Origin of the sequence: Rhizobium sp. Root1204 (assembly GCF_001424965.1) — a bacterium.
Lineage (GTDB): Bacteria > Pseudomonadota > Alphaproteobacteria > Rhizobiales > Rhizobiaceae > Pararhizobium.
The window spans coordinates 220,807-235,221 of sequence record NZ_LMCZ01000006.1 but is presented as its reverse complement, the minus strand read 5'-3'; the positions used below and the strand labels follow the sequence as shown (position 1 = coordinate 235,221).

General features: G+C 60.4%; 17 protein-coding genes. 1 reads left to right on the top strand and 16 read right to left on the bottom strand.

All coding sequences use genetic code 11. From position 1 onward, the window contains the following. Position 1 precedes the first annotated feature (1 nt). From ASC96_RS08670 to phnG, 13 genes are all read right to left on the bottom strand, one after another. Positions 2-709, bottom strand: coding sequence for a DUF1045 domain-containing protein (locus ASC96_RS08670; RefSeq protein ID WP_060502618.1), 708 nt, complete (start codon positions 707-709; stop codon positions 2-4). A gap of 113 nt (positions 710-822) precedes the next feature. Then, positions 823-2,331, bottom strand: coding sequence for a phosphonate ABC transporter, permease protein PhnE (gene phnE, locus ASC96_RS08665; protein ID WP_060502617.1), 1,509 nt, complete (start codon positions 2,329-2,331; stop codon positions 823-825). Positions 2,332-2,342: 11 nt separating this feature from the next. Continuing rightward, the gene (gene phnE, locus ASC96_RS08660; protein WP_060502616.1) at positions 2,343-3,305 is read right to left on the bottom strand and encodes a phosphonate ABC transporter, permease protein PhnE; all 963 of its coding nucleotides are present in this window, start codon (positions 3,303-3,305) and stop codon (positions 2,343-2,345) included. A gap of 106 nt (positions 3,306-3,411) precedes the next feature. Beyond that, a complete protein-coding gene (gene phnD / locus ASC96_RS08655) occupies positions 3,412-4,317 on the bottom strand; it encodes a phosphonate ABC transporter substrate-binding protein (RefSeq protein WP_060502615.1) in 906 nt (301 codons plus the stop codon). Positions 4,318-4,408: 91 nt separating this feature from the next. Next, complete coding sequence (phnC, locus tag ASC96_RS08650) at positions 4,409-5,245, bottom strand: phosphonate ABC transporter ATP-binding protein (protein ID WP_060502614.1); 837 nt, start codon at positions 5,243-5,245, stop codon at positions 4,409-4,411. A gap of 133 nt (positions 5,246-5,378) precedes the next feature. Beyond that, positions 5,379-5,996 (bottom strand): DapH/DapD/GlmU-related protein, encoded by a 618-nt coding sequence (locus ASC96_RS08645; RefSeq protein WP_060502613.1) that lies wholly within the window; start codon positions 5,994-5,996, stop codon positions 5,379-5,381. After that, positions 5,993-6,700 (bottom strand): phosphonate C-P lyase system protein PhnL, encoded by a 708-nt coding sequence (gene phnL / locus ASC96_RS08640; protein ID WP_060502612.1) that lies wholly within the window; start codon positions 6,698-6,700, stop codon positions 5,993-5,995. Before phnL ends, ASC96_RS08645 begins: the two co-directional genes overlap by 4 nt. 64 nt (positions 6,701-6,764) lie before the next feature. Next, positions 6,765-7,541 (bottom strand): phosphonate C-P lyase system protein PhnK, encoded by a 777-nt coding sequence (phnK, locus tag ASC96_RS08635; RefSeq protein WP_037097042.1) that lies wholly within the window; start codon positions 7,539-7,541, stop codon positions 6,765-6,767. Between the two features lie 235 nt (positions 7,542-7,776). Beyond that, the gene (locus ASC96_RS08630) at positions 7,777-8,655 is read right to left on the bottom strand and encodes an alpha-D-ribose 1-methylphosphonate 5-phosphate C-P-lyase PhnJ (RefSeq protein ID WP_060502611.1); all 879 of its coding nucleotides are present in this window, start codon (positions 8,653-8,655) and stop codon (positions 7,777-7,779) included. Continuing rightward, on the bottom strand, positions 8,652-9,071 hold the full coding sequence (fosX, locus tag ASC96_RS08625) for a FosX/FosE/FosI family fosfomycin resistance hydrolase (protein WP_060502610.1): 420 nt from the start codon (positions 9,069-9,071) through the stop codon (positions 8,652-8,654). The genes ASC96_RS08630 and fosX overlap by 4 nt, the downstream gene beginning before the upstream one ends. Further along, positions 9,068-10,180 (bottom strand): carbon-phosphorus lyase complex subunit PhnI, encoded by a 1,113-nt coding sequence (locus ASC96_RS08620; protein WP_060502609.1) that lies wholly within the window; start codon positions 10,178-10,180, stop codon positions 9,068-9,070. Before ASC96_RS08620 ends, fosX begins: the two co-directional genes overlap by 4 nt. 3 nt (positions 10,181-10,183) lie before the next feature. Next, positions 10,184-10,804 (bottom strand): phosphonate C-P lyase system protein PhnH, encoded by a 621-nt coding sequence (phnH, locus tag ASC96_RS08615; protein ID WP_060502608.1) that lies wholly within the window; start codon positions 10,802-10,804, stop codon positions 10,184-10,186. Continuing rightward, positions 10,804-11,271 (bottom strand): phosphonate C-P lyase system protein PhnG, encoded by a 468-nt coding sequence (phnG, locus tag ASC96_RS08610; protein ID WP_060502607.1) that lies wholly within the window; start codon positions 11,269-11,271, stop codon positions 10,804-10,806. Before phnG ends, phnH begins: the two co-directional genes overlap by 1 nt. Before the next feature lie 85 nt (positions 11,272-11,356). Between phnG and phnF the strand changes: the two genes are divergently transcribed. Beyond that, a complete protein-coding gene (gene phnF / locus ASC96_RS08605; RefSeq protein ID WP_060502606.1) occupies positions 11,357-12,094 on the top strand; it encodes a phosphonate metabolism transcriptional regulator PhnF in 738 nt (245 codons plus the stop codon). Between the two features lie 60 nt (positions 12,095-12,154). On the opposite strand, the gene ASC96_RS08600 is transcribed toward phnF, so the two are convergent. The 3 genes from ASC96_RS08600 to ASC96_RS08590 form a co-directional block, all read right to left on the bottom strand. Beyond that, complete coding sequence (locus ASC96_RS08600; RefSeq protein WP_060502605.1) at positions 12,155-12,994, bottom strand: fumarylacetoacetate hydrolase family protein; 840 nt, start codon at positions 12,992-12,994, stop codon at positions 12,155-12,157. A gap of 91 nt (positions 12,995-13,085) precedes the next feature. After that, positions 13,086-13,637: a gluconokinase gene (locus tag ASC96_RS08595; protein ID WP_244481949.1), complete on the bottom strand. Its 552-nt coding sequence runs from the start codon at positions 13,635-13,637 to the stop codon at positions 13,086-13,088. Beyond that, entirely contained in the window at positions 13,606-14,373 is a 768-nt protein-coding gene (locus ASC96_RS08590) for an SDR family oxidoreductase (RefSeq protein ID WP_060502604.1), read from the bottom strand. The genes ASC96_RS08595 and ASC96_RS08590 overlap by 32 nt, the downstream gene beginning before the upstream one ends. Between the last annotated feature and the right edge of the window lie 42 nt (positions 14,374-14,415).

The following is a 14,415-nucleotide window of genomic DNA, read 5'->3' as shown; positions in this document are numbered from 1 at the left end:
GTCATGCCATCTTTCGTTTGGACGTGCCGCCGAGCGGCAAAAGCGAGTGAACTGTGAAGGGCGCGCCGCGTTCGGGTTCGGTGAACAGTGCCAGCGTCGTCACCGCAAGCGGCTTGCCGATAAAGGGTGCGAAGGCTTCTTCCAGCAGCGCCCGCATCGCTCCCTGCCGTTCAACCGGCACCGCGCCCGTCAGCGTCATATGAAAACGGAAGCTCTCGAAGACGTAGGGATATCCCCATTCCAGCAGATTGCTGCGCATCACCGAGCCGAGTGTTTCGGGCTTGCGACGGGCGATATCAGCGTCAGACAACGGCGCGCGGAAAGGAGAAAAATACCGCACGGTCTCGTCGGCCAGAGCCTGCAGTTCTGGACAATCGGCCGCCGGCACAAGGGCGAAGAACGGGCCCAGCTGGCCGAGCATCATTTCCGGAATGTCGAACGGCGGGCATTTTTCAGAAAACGCCTGAAAATCCTCCAGAAGCTGCGCTTCGGTTTTGCCCGGCGCCAGCAGGAAGGGTGCCTTCAGCGTTCCGTGAAAGCCGTAGCGGCGCGGGTCGGCCGTCAGGGCGGTCAATTCCGCGGCACTGAAATCACCTGCGGGCTTGAGCTCATGAATTTCACTCGTAAACGGGTTCGCTCCCAGCCACCGTTCTGCGGCAGCCGTCAACGGGGCGTTTTCATCGGGCGAGATATAGAATGCGTAGCGCACTGGTCATTCCCTGCAGAGATGCCGCTGGAGCGTTGGAACAGCCGAATTGACGCTGTCGCTACGCGCTCTTCGTGACATTATCGTGATCGTGGCAGTGATCCGCCACCCATAGTTCAATGTGTTTTCTGGCCTATCAGACGCGAGCGCAGAAAATTGGAGGCGCTGTCGAAGATGAAGACGACGATGAGGATCAGAATAACCATATAGCAGACGTTTTCCCAATCCGAATTCGTCCGCATCGCCTCCCACAGTTTCAGGCCGATACCGCCAGCACCCACAGCGCCGATGATGGTCGCCGAGCGCGTATTGGATTCCCAGAAATACAAGGCCTGGCTGGCAAAGACCGGCAGAACCTGCGGCAAGACCCCGAACCGCTGCACGGCAAGCGGTGCAGCACCGACCGATTTCACGCCCTCGCGTTGCTTGTCGTCAATGTTTTCCAGCGCTTCGGCATAGAGCTTTCCGAGCGTACCGGTGTCGGTGAAGAAGATCGCCGACATGCCGGCGAGTGGTCCGGGGCCGAAGGCGCGGGTGAAAAATAGCGCCCAGATCAGCATGTCCACCGATCGCAGGAAGTCGAAGAACCGCTTTATAATCTGGTTGAGCAAACCATTGCGGGTGATGTTTCGCGCGGCGAGGAAGCACAACGGGAACGCGATGATCGAGGCAAACAGTGTGCCGACAAAGGCCATGACGATGGTCTGCAGCAGCTTGGTCCAGACGTCGAGATGCTGCCATTCGGAATTGTAGAGGATGTTGTTCCAGGCGAGCGAGAGGTTGGAACGGCTTGGATCCAGACGCTCGCCGCTGGTGATCAGGCTCATCACTTCGCCAAAGGACTTGTTGAAGAACGGCGAGTTGGTATCGAAAATGAAGTTTGCCCAGCCGGGAAAGCGGTTGTGGATGCTGATCTTTTCCTTGTCGACATCAGCCCAGCCGGTCATCCCGAAGGCAAGCGTGATCTTTTCACCCGGACGCTTCTGCGTCGCCCATTCCGGAAGGGCGCCTTCCGGCGTTACACCCGCGGAATGCTCAAGATCGATCAACAGGGTCTCGCCGCCATGCGTGGCCGTGACCTTGCCGTCGATTACATCGATGCTGGTGGTGCTGTTGAAATTGACAGTGGCGCGGCTGACGACTTCTTCGGTCCGGGTTTCCGCCCGGGCGCCTGCCTGGGTGCTGCCTCCGACGGCTGCATTCGGTGCCATGAAGCTGAAGCTGGAACTCTTTTTCGGAGCGGCCTGTTGTGCTGCGGCGGGGACATCGATGGTACGCTCAACCATCTTCGTCTCGATCTTCACCCATTCGGGCTTTGCGTCGGGACCGAGCGGCGAGTAACGCGGATAGACGACCTGCATCGTGCCATCGGCCGCGATCTTGATGTCAGGCCGGACCTCATAGGAAACCCAGTCGGCCAGATAAGTGCCGGCAATGCCCCAGTTGGCGTTGGCCAGAACCTGGCCGATCGAGAAAAACCACCAGCTGTAGACCATGTAGAGGCCAATACCGGCGAAAACCAGGATCGAGCGGATGCGCTTGTTGGCCGAACCTTTGACAAGATGCGGGTGACGGGCAGCAATCGCGTCCATCTGCGCGGTGTTCATCATCGTGTTTACGGTCATGGGGCCGCCTCCTATTGCGCCAACTGGAAGGCCTGATCACCAACGAGGCGGCGGCGCAGCCATGCGGAAAACTGATCGACGGCAATGATCGTCGTGAACAGAAGAATGATGATCGCCAAGGTCTTGGCTTCATGACCCTGGCTGATCGACAGCCGCAACGGCTCGCCGATACCACCGCCGCCGACAGCACCAATAATAGTGGAAGCGCGCACGTTGATTTCGAGACGCAGCAGGAAATAGCTCATGAAGTTCGGCAAAACCTGCGGCACGATGCCGAACCAGACGCGCTCGAACCAGTTGCCACCGGCAGCGCGCAGGCCTTCATCCGGCTTCATGTCGGCATTTTCGACCACTTCAAAGAACAACTTGCCGAGCGCACCGACCGTATGGATCGAAACGGCGATCATTGCCGGGATCGGCCCGAGGGACAGGATCGCGAGGAAGAAACCGGCAATCACCACTTCCGGAAAGGCGCGCAGGATTTCCATGATGCGCCGGGCCAAGCCGCGAACCCAGGGATTGGGCATCAGGTTGCGGGCGGCAAAGAAACAGAGGATGAAGCCGAAGAACATGCCGAAGATGGTCGAGAAGATCGCGATATTCAGCGTTTCCAGCATTTTGTAGAAATATTCGGGCACATAGATGCTGTCCGTCAGATACATCCGGCCTTCGGGATAATTGTATTTCAGGCTGCCATCGTCGTAAGGCGAAGGCAGATCGAACATCGCCCGGCCGATTTCGGCGCCATCGCGCGGCACGAGGTCGCCGACGAAATCGAAGAAATAGGGCAGGCGGTCGAAAAACTTGCCGGCATTGGTCGCATTGGCAAACCAGAGCGACCCGGACAGCGCCACGGCGAGCAGCGCAAGGCCAAGGAATGTGTAGGTGCGGCGGCGGAGATTGAGCTCCTGCCAGTGGCGTTCGACCACGGCGCCATTGTCGCTCAGGGTCGTGGAAAGCGCTGACGTGGCCATGAAGTCTCCGGCAAACACGAGGCCTCGAAGGACGTCATGCCCCGAGACTGCTTAAACAAGGAGCGCTGGCCGGGATAGCCGGCCAGCGCTTTTAATGCGGGCGATATCAGCCGCCGATGGTCGACTTGCGAGCGTCGATGATCGGCTTGTAGAAGTCCGAATTGACTTCGACGAAGCCCTTGAAGTCGCCGCCCATGACGCCGGCAAAGCAGGCTGCATCGGTCTTCGGCAGATCGAGCATGAACTGCTTGAACTTTGCCTTCATGTCATTGTTCATCGAAGTGCGAACGACGATCGGGCCGTTCGGGATCAGCGGCGAGCGCCACAGTTCGACTAGGTCGTTCATGTCGACAACGCCCTTTTCGACCATCTTGTGCAGGTTGCCGGAGGTGTAGCCGTCCTTGAACTCGCCAATGCCCGAACCGAAGGTCGTGCCAGCATCGAAGGTGCCCTTGAGCACTTCGAGAACGAGGTTTTCATGGCCGCCGCCGAAACCGGTCTCAGCGAAGAATTCCTTGACCGGCATGCCGATCGTTTCCGGCAGGGTCACGCTCGGGATCAGGTAGCCCGATGTGGAGTCCGGATCGGCAAAGCCGAGCTTCTTGCCCTTGAGATCGGCAACGCTGGTGTAACCCTTGTCCTTGCGGGCAAGCATGATCGAGTAGTAGCCGGTCGAACCGTCGGACTGTTCGGTCGTCAGGATCGGCTCGACGGCGTCAGCCTTGGCGAGGAAGATCTTGGCATAGCCGGAAGCACCGAGTTCTGCATAATCGAGCGTGCCGCCGAGCAGGCCCTGGATAACGCCGTCATAGTCGGCAGCCGGGAAGAACGAGACCTTCTCGACATTCAGCGCCGTCTTCAGGTGATCGCCGAGGCACTGGTAATTGCGCAGGCGGTCGGCTTCGTTTTCACCGCCGATGATGCCGACGCGGAATTCCTTGAGGTCTTCGGCCTGAACGTGGCCGACGAGGGCAAAGAGCGCAACGGCGCTCAAAAGTGCTTTCTTCAACATAAGGGTCTTCTCCTGTTATCCCGGCGGCGCCGGTTCACATTCGGTTGCAAAGCTCTGCCCTTGACGCGGGCTTTCGATCCCGGCTCGCTCCTTAGAGCCCGGCCAGTGCCAGCGGTTTGACGCCGGCGGATTTCGCATTGTCCTGCGCAGCAGGAATGTTGATGCTTGTCGATGTCATCGATTCATCGAGCTCGGCGCCTGAGCCATAGATTTCAGCGACGGCTGCAGCTGTCAGTTCCTGCGGCTGACCATCGAAAACGACCTGCCCATGCGCCATTCCGATGATGCGCTCGCAGTAGTTTCGCGCCGTATCCAGCGTATGCAGGTTGGTGACGACGGTGATGCCGTCGCGCTCGTTGATATCGCGCAGCGCATCCATGACGATCTTGGCGTTCAGCGGATCGAGCGAGGCGATCGGCTCGTCGGCCAGCAGCATCTTCGGCTGCTGCATCAGGGCGCGGGCAATGGCAACACGCTGCTGCTGGCCGCCGGACAGGGTGCCTGCGGGCTGCAGCGCCGTCTGTTCGATGCCCAGACGTTCCAGCGCGCCGATTGCCATGATGCGCTCTTCACGGGTGAACATGTTGAGGACGCTGAGCACCGTCGAGCGATGATTGAGGCGGCCGAGCAAGACGTTGGTGAGCACGTCGAGACGTGGCACCAGATTGAATTGCTGGAAAATCATGGCGCAATCGCGCTGCCAGTTGCGAAGCGCTGCACCGCGCAGCGACGACACTTCCAGAGCGCCGAAATGGATGGAGCCGGACGAAACGTCATTGAGACGATTGATCATCCGGAGCAGTGTCGACTTGCCCGCACCGGACCGGCCGATGATGCCGACCATCTGGCCCTGCGGGATGTCGAAGGTAACCGAGTTGACGGCAATTTTCTTGCCGAACTGACGTGTTACATTCTTCAGCTGAAACATGAGCAGTCGTCCTTTGGCAGTGGCACAATAGGCCCTTGCCATAATGGCGGTTGATGAAGGGGGAATGTCAGTTTGATGTCGTTTTCGTTACAGTCCACAATCCCCGCACAGGCGGGGATTGGTGCTGCAAACGTCAGGCATTGTGACGGGCAAGGAATGCGTCCGCATCGAGCATTCTGAAATCGTCGAGGGCATCGCGCAGCTTGCCGTGATCCCAATCCCACCAGGCCAGTTTTTCGAAACGGCCGGCAATATCCTTGCCGAAACGCTCGCGGATCAGTTTGGCCGGAACGCCTCCGACGATGGTGTAGGGTTCGACATCCTTGGAGACGACCGCTCCCGAACCGACGACCGCGCCGTTGCCGATCGTGACCCCGGGCAGCACCGTCGCACCATGGCCGATCCAGACATCATGGCCGATGACGACGCGGTTTTCGCGCCGCCAGGCAAAGAAATCCTGCTCCATGTCCGCGTCCGGCCAGTAGTTCGAGGCGCGGTAGGTGAAATGGTGCAGCGTCGCCCGCCAGGTCGGATGGTTGGTGGCATTGATGCGAACGGATGCCGCCAGATTGGCGAATTTTCCGATCGTCGCGCACCAGATCATGCCGTCGCGCTCGATATAGGAATAATCCCCGAACTCGACCTCGTCGAGGCGGCAACGATCACCGACTTCCGTGTAACGGCCAAGCGTCGACTGGTTGACGGTGGCAGTTGCATGGATCGTCGGCTCTTCGCTCAGCTTCTGGCTCATGCGGCAGCCTTTCGCGGCGAGAAGGCAGATACATCAAGGATGCGGTCGGCGACGGCGTCACGCACTTCCTCGTCATGGAAGATACCGAGCAGGGCAACACCCTCGGCCTTCTTGGCGGCTATCATCTCGACAACGACACGGCGGTTTGTCGCGTCAAGCGATGCCGTCGGCTCGTCGAGCAGCAGAATCGCATGATCCGTAATGAAGCCACGGGCAATGTTGACACGCTGCTGCTCACCACCCGAGAAAGTGGCTGGCGGCAATTGCCAGAGTTCACGCGGCAGGTTGAGTTTCGCCAGCAGGCCGGACGCTTTTTCACGCGCTGCGGCCTGCTCGACCCCGCGCGCCAGAAGCGGTTCGGCAACGACATCGAGTGCCGACACGCGCGGAACGACGCGCAGGAACTGACTGACATAACCCAGCGTATCACGCCGGACTTCCAGCACCGCGCGGGGGGCTGCATGAGCGAGATCGACCAGGTGGCCCTGATGCTCGATCAGGATCTGGCCAGCATCAACGGCATAGTTGCCGTAGAGCATTTTCAGGATCGAACTCTTGCCGACACCGGACGGACCGCCGAGCACGACGCACTCGCCCTTCTTGACGGAGAACGACACGCCATTGACGACCGGCAGTCGGATACCGTCGCGCAGGTGCATGGTGAAGCTTTTGGCGACTTCGGAAACAACGAGGGGAGTGGCCATGACTATTTCTCCTTTTGGAGCATGGTTTGGTCCGAAAACCGGTTTCCACTTTTCGGAACCATGCTCAGACCTGCAGAATGGAGGAAACGAGGAGCTGGGTGTACGGCTCGCGCGGATCGTCAAGCACCCGGTCGGTCAGGCCCTGCTCGATCACCAAACCATCCTTCATCACCATCATCCGGTGGGACAGAAGGCGTGCGACCGCAAGGTCATGGGTAACGATGATCGCCGAAAGGCCGAGGTCGTGCACGAGGCCGCGCACCAGATCGAGCAGGCGGGCCTGAACAGAGACATCAAGACCTCCGGTCGGCTCGTCCATGAACACCAGACGCGGGGACGTGACGAGGTTGCGGGCGATCTGCAGGCGCTGGCGCATGCCGCCCGAGAACGACCGCGGCTGATCGTCGATGCGGTCTTCCTCGATCTCGACGCGGCGCAGCCAGTCGGCGGCCGTAGCGCGGATATTGCCATAGTGCCGATCACCGACCGCCATCAGCCGCTCGCCGACATTGGCACCGGCAGACACCGTCATGCGCAGGCCATCGGCCGGGTTCTGGTGCACGAAGCCCCAATCGGTGCGCATCAGGAAGCGGCGCTCCGCCTCCCCCATACGGGCAAGATCGCGGTACTGGCCGTCGCGCATATGGTATTCGACAATGCCGGAACTGGGCATCAGCCGGGTGGAGAGACAGGACAGCAACGTTGTCTTGCCTGAGCCGGATTCACCAACGATGGCAAGAACTTCACCGGGCCACAGCTCGAAGGATACATTGCGGCATCCGATGCGGCTGCCGTAGAATTTCGACACGTCGTTGACTTTGAGAAGCGGTGTCTGGGTCATGGGGCGATTTCCATGTTGAGCAAGTAAGTGCTTGAAGGAAGGCGAGCGGCGGCTTGCTTCCTCTTCTCCCCAGCGGGGAGAAGGTGGCCGGCAGGGCCGGATGAGGGGGCGGTGCGGCCATTTCGGAGTGTGCGGAAAGGTCCCCTCATCACCTCGCTTTCGCTCGGCACTTCTCCCCGCTGGGGAGAAGTGGGAGCCTGCGGCAGCTTGCAAGCCGAATACGCTACCAAACCCCTCATTCGGCCGCCTCCTGCCGCGCCAGCATCTCGCCCGCATGACCATGCTCGCGGCGATCCTCGCAATGGTCGGTGTCCGAGCAGACGAACATACGTCCGCCCTTGTCGTCGAGAACGACTTCATCGAGATAGACGTGCTCGGCGCCGCACAGCGCGCAGGGCTTGTCGAAATGCTGGATCTCGAACGGATGATCCTCGAAATCGAGGCTGACGACGTCGGTATGGGGCGGAACCGCGTAGATGCGCTTTTCACGTCCGGCACCGAACAGCTGCAGCGCTTCCGACATGTGCATTTTCGGATTGTCGAATTTTGGGGTCGGCGACGGATCCATGACGTAGCGGCCTTCGACCTTGACCGGATAGGCATAGGTCGTGGCGATGTGGCCGTTGCGGGCGATATCCTCATAAAGCTTCACATGCATGAGGCCGTATTCTTCCAGCGCATGCATCTTGCGGGTTTCGGTCTCGCGCGGCTCGAGGAAACGCAGCGGTTCGGGAATCGGAACCTGATAAACCAGCGTCTGACCGGCCGTCAGCGTCTCCTCGGGAATGCGGTGGCGCGTCTGGATGATCGTCGCTTCGCGGGTTTTGGTGGTCACTGCGACATTGGCAACCTTCTGGAAGAAGGCGCGGATAGAGACGGCATTGGTCGTGTCGTCGGCGCCCTGGTCGATGACCTTCAGCACATCCTTTGGTCCGAGGATCGCCGCCGTGACCTGCACGCCACCGGTGCCCCAGCCATAGGGCATCGGCATTTCGCGCGATGCAAACGGAACCTGATAGCCGGGTATCGAAATCGCCTTGAGGATCGCCCGGCGGATCATCCGCTTGGTCTGTTCGTCGAGGTAAGCGAAATTGTAGGTGGCAAGGTCAGTCATTCGGCTGCCTCCTTCAAACGGGAATAGGTATCCAGCCGCTCGGCGAGCGTGCCGGTGTGAAGTTCAAACAGATGATTGTCGGCATCATGGAAATAGATCGAGCGGCCCTCACCTTCGACACGCGGCCGTGGTGGCATGAGGTCAAGGCCGAGCGACTGGATGCGCTCCAGATAGATGTCGATATCCTCGTCACGGATCTTGAACGCGACGTGGTTGTAGGTGCGCTCGCTCAGGCTCTCGCCCTGCATGATGGCGATCCAGAGATCGCCGATCGTGAAGAACTTTTCCGCAGATCGCGAGAACTGCATCTCATCACTGGCATAGACCTGTTTCGCGCCGAAGACGGTCTGGAGAATGCCGGTCATCCTCTCAAGATCGCTGACGACGAAGGTGATGTGGGAGAGGTCCTCTATCATTCGGCCGCATCCCGGATGGGATCATTCTTCTCCACCCCGTTGCGTGCATCGTACTCGGCGCGCATACGGCGGACGAGATCGAGTTCGGCCTGGAAGTCCACATAGTGCGGAAGTTTCAAGTGCTCGACGAAACCGGTCGCCTGGACGTTGTCGGAATGCGAGATGACGAATTCCTCGTCCTGCGCCGGGGCGACAATATCCTCACCAAATTCCTCTGCGCGAAGCGCCCGGTCGACCAGCGACATCGCCATCGCCTTGCGTTCGCTCTGGCCAAACACCAGGCCGTAACCGCGGGTAAACTGCGGTGGGTTCTTGGCCGAGCCTTGGAACTGGTTGACCATCTGGCACTCGGTCACCTGGACCGGGCCGAGCGATACGGCAAAACCAAGTTCGGGAATATCGAGCTCGACCTCGACCTCGCCGATGCGGACCTCGCCAACGAAGGGATGAGTGCGGGCGTAACCACGCTGGGTCGAGTAGGCGAGCGCCAGCAAAAAGCCTTCGTCGCCGCGCGCCAAAGCCTGCAGGCGCAAATCGCGGTTCAGCGGAAATTCCAGCGGCTCGCGTGTCAGGTCGCCCGGCACGTGATCCTCCGGCATATGGCCGTCGCTCTCGATCAGGCCCTCGCCGGCAAGGATGTCGGACACCCGCATCATCGAGCTTTCGTCTACCGTCCGGCGCAGGGGTTCAGCAACCGGCTCATCGGTCAGCAGCGACGGGTCGAGCAGGCGGTGGGTGTAGTCGAATGTCGGGCCGAGCAGTTGGCCGCCGGGCAAGTCCTTGTAGGTCGCCGAAATGCGGCGCTCGATCTTCATTTTTGCGGTATCCACCGGCACCGACATGCCGAAACGCGGCAAGGTGGTGCGATAGGCGCGCAGAATGAAGATCGCCTCGATCATGTCTCCGCGCGCCTGACGGACGGCAAGAGCAGCGAGCTCCCGATCGTAGAGCGAGGCTTCCGCCATCACGCGGTCGACCGCAAGGCCGAGCTGCGCGACGATCTGGTCGATCGAGATGGCCGGTAGAGACCGGTCACCGCGGCGGCGGTCGGCGAGAAGCTGATGCGCATTGGCGATAGCGGCTTCGCCGCCCTTGACAGCAACATACATGGTTCAGACCTCCCGGCGGCGAAGTTTTGTGGTGCGCGGCAGGCACAGGACATCGGTGCCGGCAACGAGGATCAGATCGACGCCGCGAGGGAACAGGCCCTGGTTTTCCGCCCAGAGCGTCAGGAAGATATCCGGCAGGCCTTTAGGCGCGATGATGGTTTCATCCTTGATGCCCGGTCCCGCGGCAACAAACTCCGGTCCGCCGGTCAGCGAGGCGATCTCGATCACCAGAGTGGCCGAACGGTCAGGATATTCCTGCGTGCCGAGCGCAAACTGATCGAAGCCCGGAACAATACCGCCAGCCTCGATGAAAACGAAACGTGCCTCCGGCTTGACGTTTGTCACCGGCGCGCTAGCGTGGAAGGACAGCCAGGCGGGAACAGATGATTGAACCAGGGCATTTGTCAGCCATACGGGCGTGCCGTCATCGCAAAGCGTCAGCGCGATTGCTCCGGCACCGGCACCGAGCGGTGCGGGCGGCGTGGCAGAGGCGCCGAGCGGCGTGATCGTGCCCGGACGCGCCATGGCATCCATCAGCGCGCGGAACACCGACTGCGACTGGAAGACCGGATCGGCGAACGCGCCGGCATAGGCGCTGGCATGGATTTCGGTTTGAGCGCCCATCAGTTGTCTCCCCGGACCATGGTGAAGAAATCGACCCGTGTCGCCGCCGTTTGTTCGGCATGTTTGCGGTCTTCGGCTTGAATGCGGCTTTCCACCGCATCAATTAGCTGGTCGACAGCCGGCCGATGTTCCGGCCGCTGATGAAGCGCATCGAAGATCGCAGCGAGGCGCGCCTTTTCCCGGTCATTGCCGAGCAACTGCCCATGGCCGATTTCGCCCGAGGCGAGACGCACCGTTGCGCGGCTCACCGTCGCTTCTCCGAGATTGAAGGGATCGCCGCCACCGCCGACGCGACCACGCACCATGACGAGGCCGGTTTCAGGCCCGCGCACAGGATGCACCTCCGGCTTGGGCTCGATCGCCAGCCAGCTTGCCTGTAGTTCTTCCGTGGAAGCACGGGCGAGCAGGCCCATCGCCCGCTTTCGCTCGCTCACCGCCGTGCCGGTATTTTCTTTGATCGCGTCCATTGCTTCCGTCCGAAATGTCTATTAATATAGACAACAATACATTTGATGTTCTGCTTTTAGAATGTCCACATGACGGGCTTGTGACATGAATGCTAAAAAAGCGGTTGAGCGTCAGACCGGGGTCGCATTGTGGCGGCAGATCGCCGATCTTATCCGGTTATCGATCAGCAATGGCGACTACGACCAGACGGGCATGGTGCCACCCGAAATTGTGCTCGCCGCACAGTTCGGTGTCAACCGTCATACGGTGCGCAGCGCTCTCGCCGCGCTTGCCGATGAAGGACTGGTGCAAGCGATTCAGGGCCGGGGCACGATAATCCAGCGCAAGGAGCGGCTGAGTTTTCCGATTTCGCGGCGCACCCGGTTTTCACAAGGGCTGGGAGGTCAGGCCCGCGAGACCGAGGCAAAGCTTCTGGCCCAAGCGGTTTTGCCGGCCGCTGGCGAAGTCGCCGCCGGCCTGAAAATTCCCCCTGGCGCGTCCTGCATCCAGCTTGATCTGGTCAGCAGCGCCGATGGGCGGCCGGTTTCCTGCTCCACCAGTTTCTTCCCACAAGGCCGGTTTCCGGCCATGGCCGAAGAATTCGAACGCCTGCACTCGATTACCAAGGCCTTCATGGCGCAGGGATTGGTGGATTACGTGCGCGTCTCAACCGAACTGGTGGCGCGCCACGCCGATGCGGCGGAACTGGCGCTACTTCGCCTTTCCCCCGGCGCCATCGTCATTGAGGCAACCGCCATCAATGCCGACCCGGAGGGCGTGCCGGTGCAATTTTCCCGCACCCGCTTCGCCGCCGATCGCGTCAAGCTGAAGATCGATACGTGAGCGCATGAAAAAGGGCGCCGTGCCGAAACACCGCGCCCTTACCAAGGTTAACCGCAGCAATCAAACGTCGGCAACGAAAGTCTGCTTCTGCGTGCCGAGGCCTTCGATCCCGAGCTCGACGACATCGCCGGCCTTCAGATATTGTGGCGGCTTGAAGCCCATGCCGACGCCCGGCGGCGTGCCGGTTGAAATGATATCGCCGGGATGCAGGGTCATGAACTGGCTGAGATAGCTGACCACATGCGCAACGCCATAAACCATGGTCTTCGACGACCCGTTCTGCTTGCTGACGCCATTGACCGTCAGCCACATCTTCAGGTTCTGCGGATCGGCAATCTCGTCCCTGGTCACAAGCCACGGACCGGTCGGGCCAAACGTGTCGCAGGATTTTCCCTTGGTCCACTGGCCGGAGCGCTTGGTCTGGAAATCGCGCTCGGACACGTCGTTGATGACGCAGTAACCGGCAACATGCTCCAGTGCATCGGATTCGGACACGTATTTGGCTTTCTTGCCGATAATCACGCCGAGTTCGACCTCCCAATCCGTCGCTTCCGATCCGCGCGGAATAAGCACGTCATCGTTCGGGCCGACGATTGCCGATGTCGCTTTCATGAAGATCACCGGTTCTGGCGGCACGGTTGCCCCAGTTTCGGCGGCATGATCGGCATAGTTCAGGCCGATGCAGATGAATTTGCCGGTGCCAGCAACGCAGGCGCCCAACCGCGGGCTGCCGCCAACCACGGGCAGGCTGTCAATATCCAGCCCCTTCGCCCAGCCTATGTCGCTGATCGCCTCGCCGCCGATGTCGGCGATCACGCTGCTCAGGTCGCGAATCTGGCCGTCCTTGTCGAGAACACCCGGCTTTTCGGAGCCAAGCGGCCCATAGCGCAAAAGTTTCATCGTTCCTCTTCCCTTGAAATCCAGACAATATTGGCGTCTGACAGATCAAAGGCAGGCAGCGTTGTAAAGCGCTTTTGCCCGGAAGGGCGCCTCAGCGTGTCGACAAATCTTGCAGTCCGGCCAGCGCCTTTTCGACGATATTAGCAAGCGGCAGATCGACATCGACGGTCACGACACCCGGTTCGACAATCGGCGGCTCCAGCGCTGCGAACTGGCTGTCGAGTAGGGAAGACGGCATGAAATGACCGGCGCGAGCCTTCATGCGTTTGTCGAAAACGGCGCGCGATCCCTCCAGAAAAACGAAAGCCAGATGGCCACCAGCCGCAGCCCGCAACCGGTCGCGGTAGATTTTCTTCAGCGCCGAACAGGACACGATAACCCGCTCGCCACGCGCAACACTATCGCCGACCAAACCGCCGATGATATCGAGCCAAGGCCAGCGGTCGTCATCATCCAGCGGGATGCCAGCCGACATTTTCTCGATATTGGCAGGCGGATGCAGGCTGTCGCCCTCGATGAACCCGCAATTCAAGGCAGCGGCCAGCCGTTCACCAACCGAAGTCTTGCCGCAGCCGCTGACACCCATGACGATGACCGGCAGGCCGGAATTTTCAGAGAGATGTTGTGATACCACCATCGACATAAAGTGTGTGTCCATTCACGAAGGAAGACGCGTTACTCGCCAGGAAAACAGCCGAGCCGACCAGCTCTTCGACATTGCCCCAGCGCGCTGCGGGTGTACGCTTTTCCAGCCAATCTGAAAACTCCGGATTGTCGATCAGGGCCTGATTGAGCGGCGTCCGGAAATAACCGGGCGCGATTGCGTTGATCTGCAATCCGTGGCGCGCCCAGTCGGCGCACATTCCGCGCGTCAGGTTTTTGACGGCACCCTTGGTCGCGGTATAGGGCGCGATGCCGGGACGGGCGAGTTCGCTCTGGACCGAGGCGATATTTATAATCTTGCCACGGCCACGGCCGATCATGAACCGGGCCACCGCCTGGCTGACATAAAAGACGCTGGAAATGTTGGTTGCCAGCAGTTGCTCCCACTTGTCGGCCGGAAAATCCTCCAGCGGCGAGCGAAACTGCATGCCGGCATTGTTGATCAGGATATCGATCGCACCGATTTCGCTTTCGATGATGGCAATCGCCTCGGCGGCTGAGTCTCGGCCGGTCACATCGAAGGCCGCCGCATTGGCGACATGGCCGTTATCCCGCAAAGCAGAAACGGCTGCAGCGACCTTTTCGACATCGCGGCCATTGACGACGATCTCGGCGCCATGCGCCGCAAGACCTTCCGCCAAGGCAAAGCCGATACCCTGGCTGGAGCCGGTGATCAGCGCACGCCGGCCGGACAGGTCAAACAGCGGAAAGCTCATTCAGGTGCCTCAAAGAAAGATGTGGCGGGAAAGGTTCCCGCC

What these genes read in the sequence shown, in the direction of transcription:
- phnE (WP_060502617.1), bottom strand. Translation starts at nt 2,331, where the DNA reads ATGACCGTAAACACGATGATGAACACCGCGCAGATGGACGCGATTGCT.
- phnE (WP_060502616.1), bottom strand. Translation starts at nt 3,305, where the DNA reads ATGGCCACGTCAGCGCTTTCCACGACCCTGAGCGACAATGGCGCCGTG.
- phnD (WP_060502615.1), bottom strand. Translation starts at nt 4,317, where the DNA reads ATGTTGAAGAAAGCACTTTTGAGCGCCGTTGCGCTCTTTGCCCTCGTC.
- phnC (WP_060502614.1), bottom strand. Translation starts at nt 5,245, where the DNA reads ATGTTTCAGCTGAAGAATGTAACACGTCAGTTCGGCAAGAAAATTGCC.
- ASC96_RS08645 (WP_060502613.1), bottom strand. Translation starts at nt 5,996, where the DNA reads ATGAGCCAGAAGCTGAGCGAAGAGCCGACGATCCATGCAACTGCCACC.
- phnL (WP_060502612.1), bottom strand. Translation starts at nt 6,700, where the DNA reads ATGGCCACTCCCCTCGTTGTTTCCGAAGTCGCCAAAAGCTTCACCATG.
- phnK (WP_037097042.1), bottom strand. Translation starts at nt 7,541, where the DNA reads ATGACCCAGACACCGCTTCTCAAAGTCAACGACGTGTCGAAATTCTAC.
- ASC96_RS08630 (WP_060502611.1), bottom strand. Translation starts at nt 8,655, where the DNA reads ATGACTGACCTTGCCACCTACAATTTCGCTTACCTCGACGAACAGACC.
- fosX (WP_060502610.1), bottom strand. Translation starts at nt 9,071, where the DNA reads ATGATAGAGGACCTCTCCCACATCACCTTCGTCGTCAGCGATCTTGAG.
- ASC96_RS08620 (WP_060502609.1), bottom strand. Translation starts at nt 10,180, where the DNA reads ATGTATGTTGCTGTCAAGGGCGGCGAAGCCGCTATCGCCAATGCGCAT.
- phnH (WP_060502608.1), bottom strand. Translation starts at nt 10,804, where the DNA reads ATGGGCGCTCAAACCGAAATCCATGCCAGCGCCTATGCCGGCGCGTTC.
- phnG (WP_060502607.1), bottom strand. Translation starts at nt 11,271, where the DNA reads ATGGACGCGATCAAAGAAAATACCGGCACGGCGGTGAGCGAGCGAAAG.
- phnF (WP_060502606.1), top strand. Translation starts at nt 11,357, where the DNA reads ATGAATGCTAAAAAAGCGGTTGAGCGTCAGACCGGGGTCGCATTGTGG.
- ASC96_RS08600 (WP_060502605.1), bottom strand. Translation starts at nt 12,994, where the DNA reads ATGAAACTTTTGCGCTATGGGCCGCTTGGCTCCGAAAAGCCGGGTGTT.
- ASC96_RS08595 (WP_244481949.1), bottom strand. Translation starts at nt 13,637, where the DNA reads ATGTCGATGGTGGTATCACAACATCTCTCTGAAAATTCCGGCCTGCCG.
- ASC96_RS08590 (WP_060502604.1), bottom strand. Translation starts at nt 14,373, where the DNA reads ATGAGCTTTCCGCTGTTTGACCTGTCCGGCCGGCGTGCGCTGATCACC.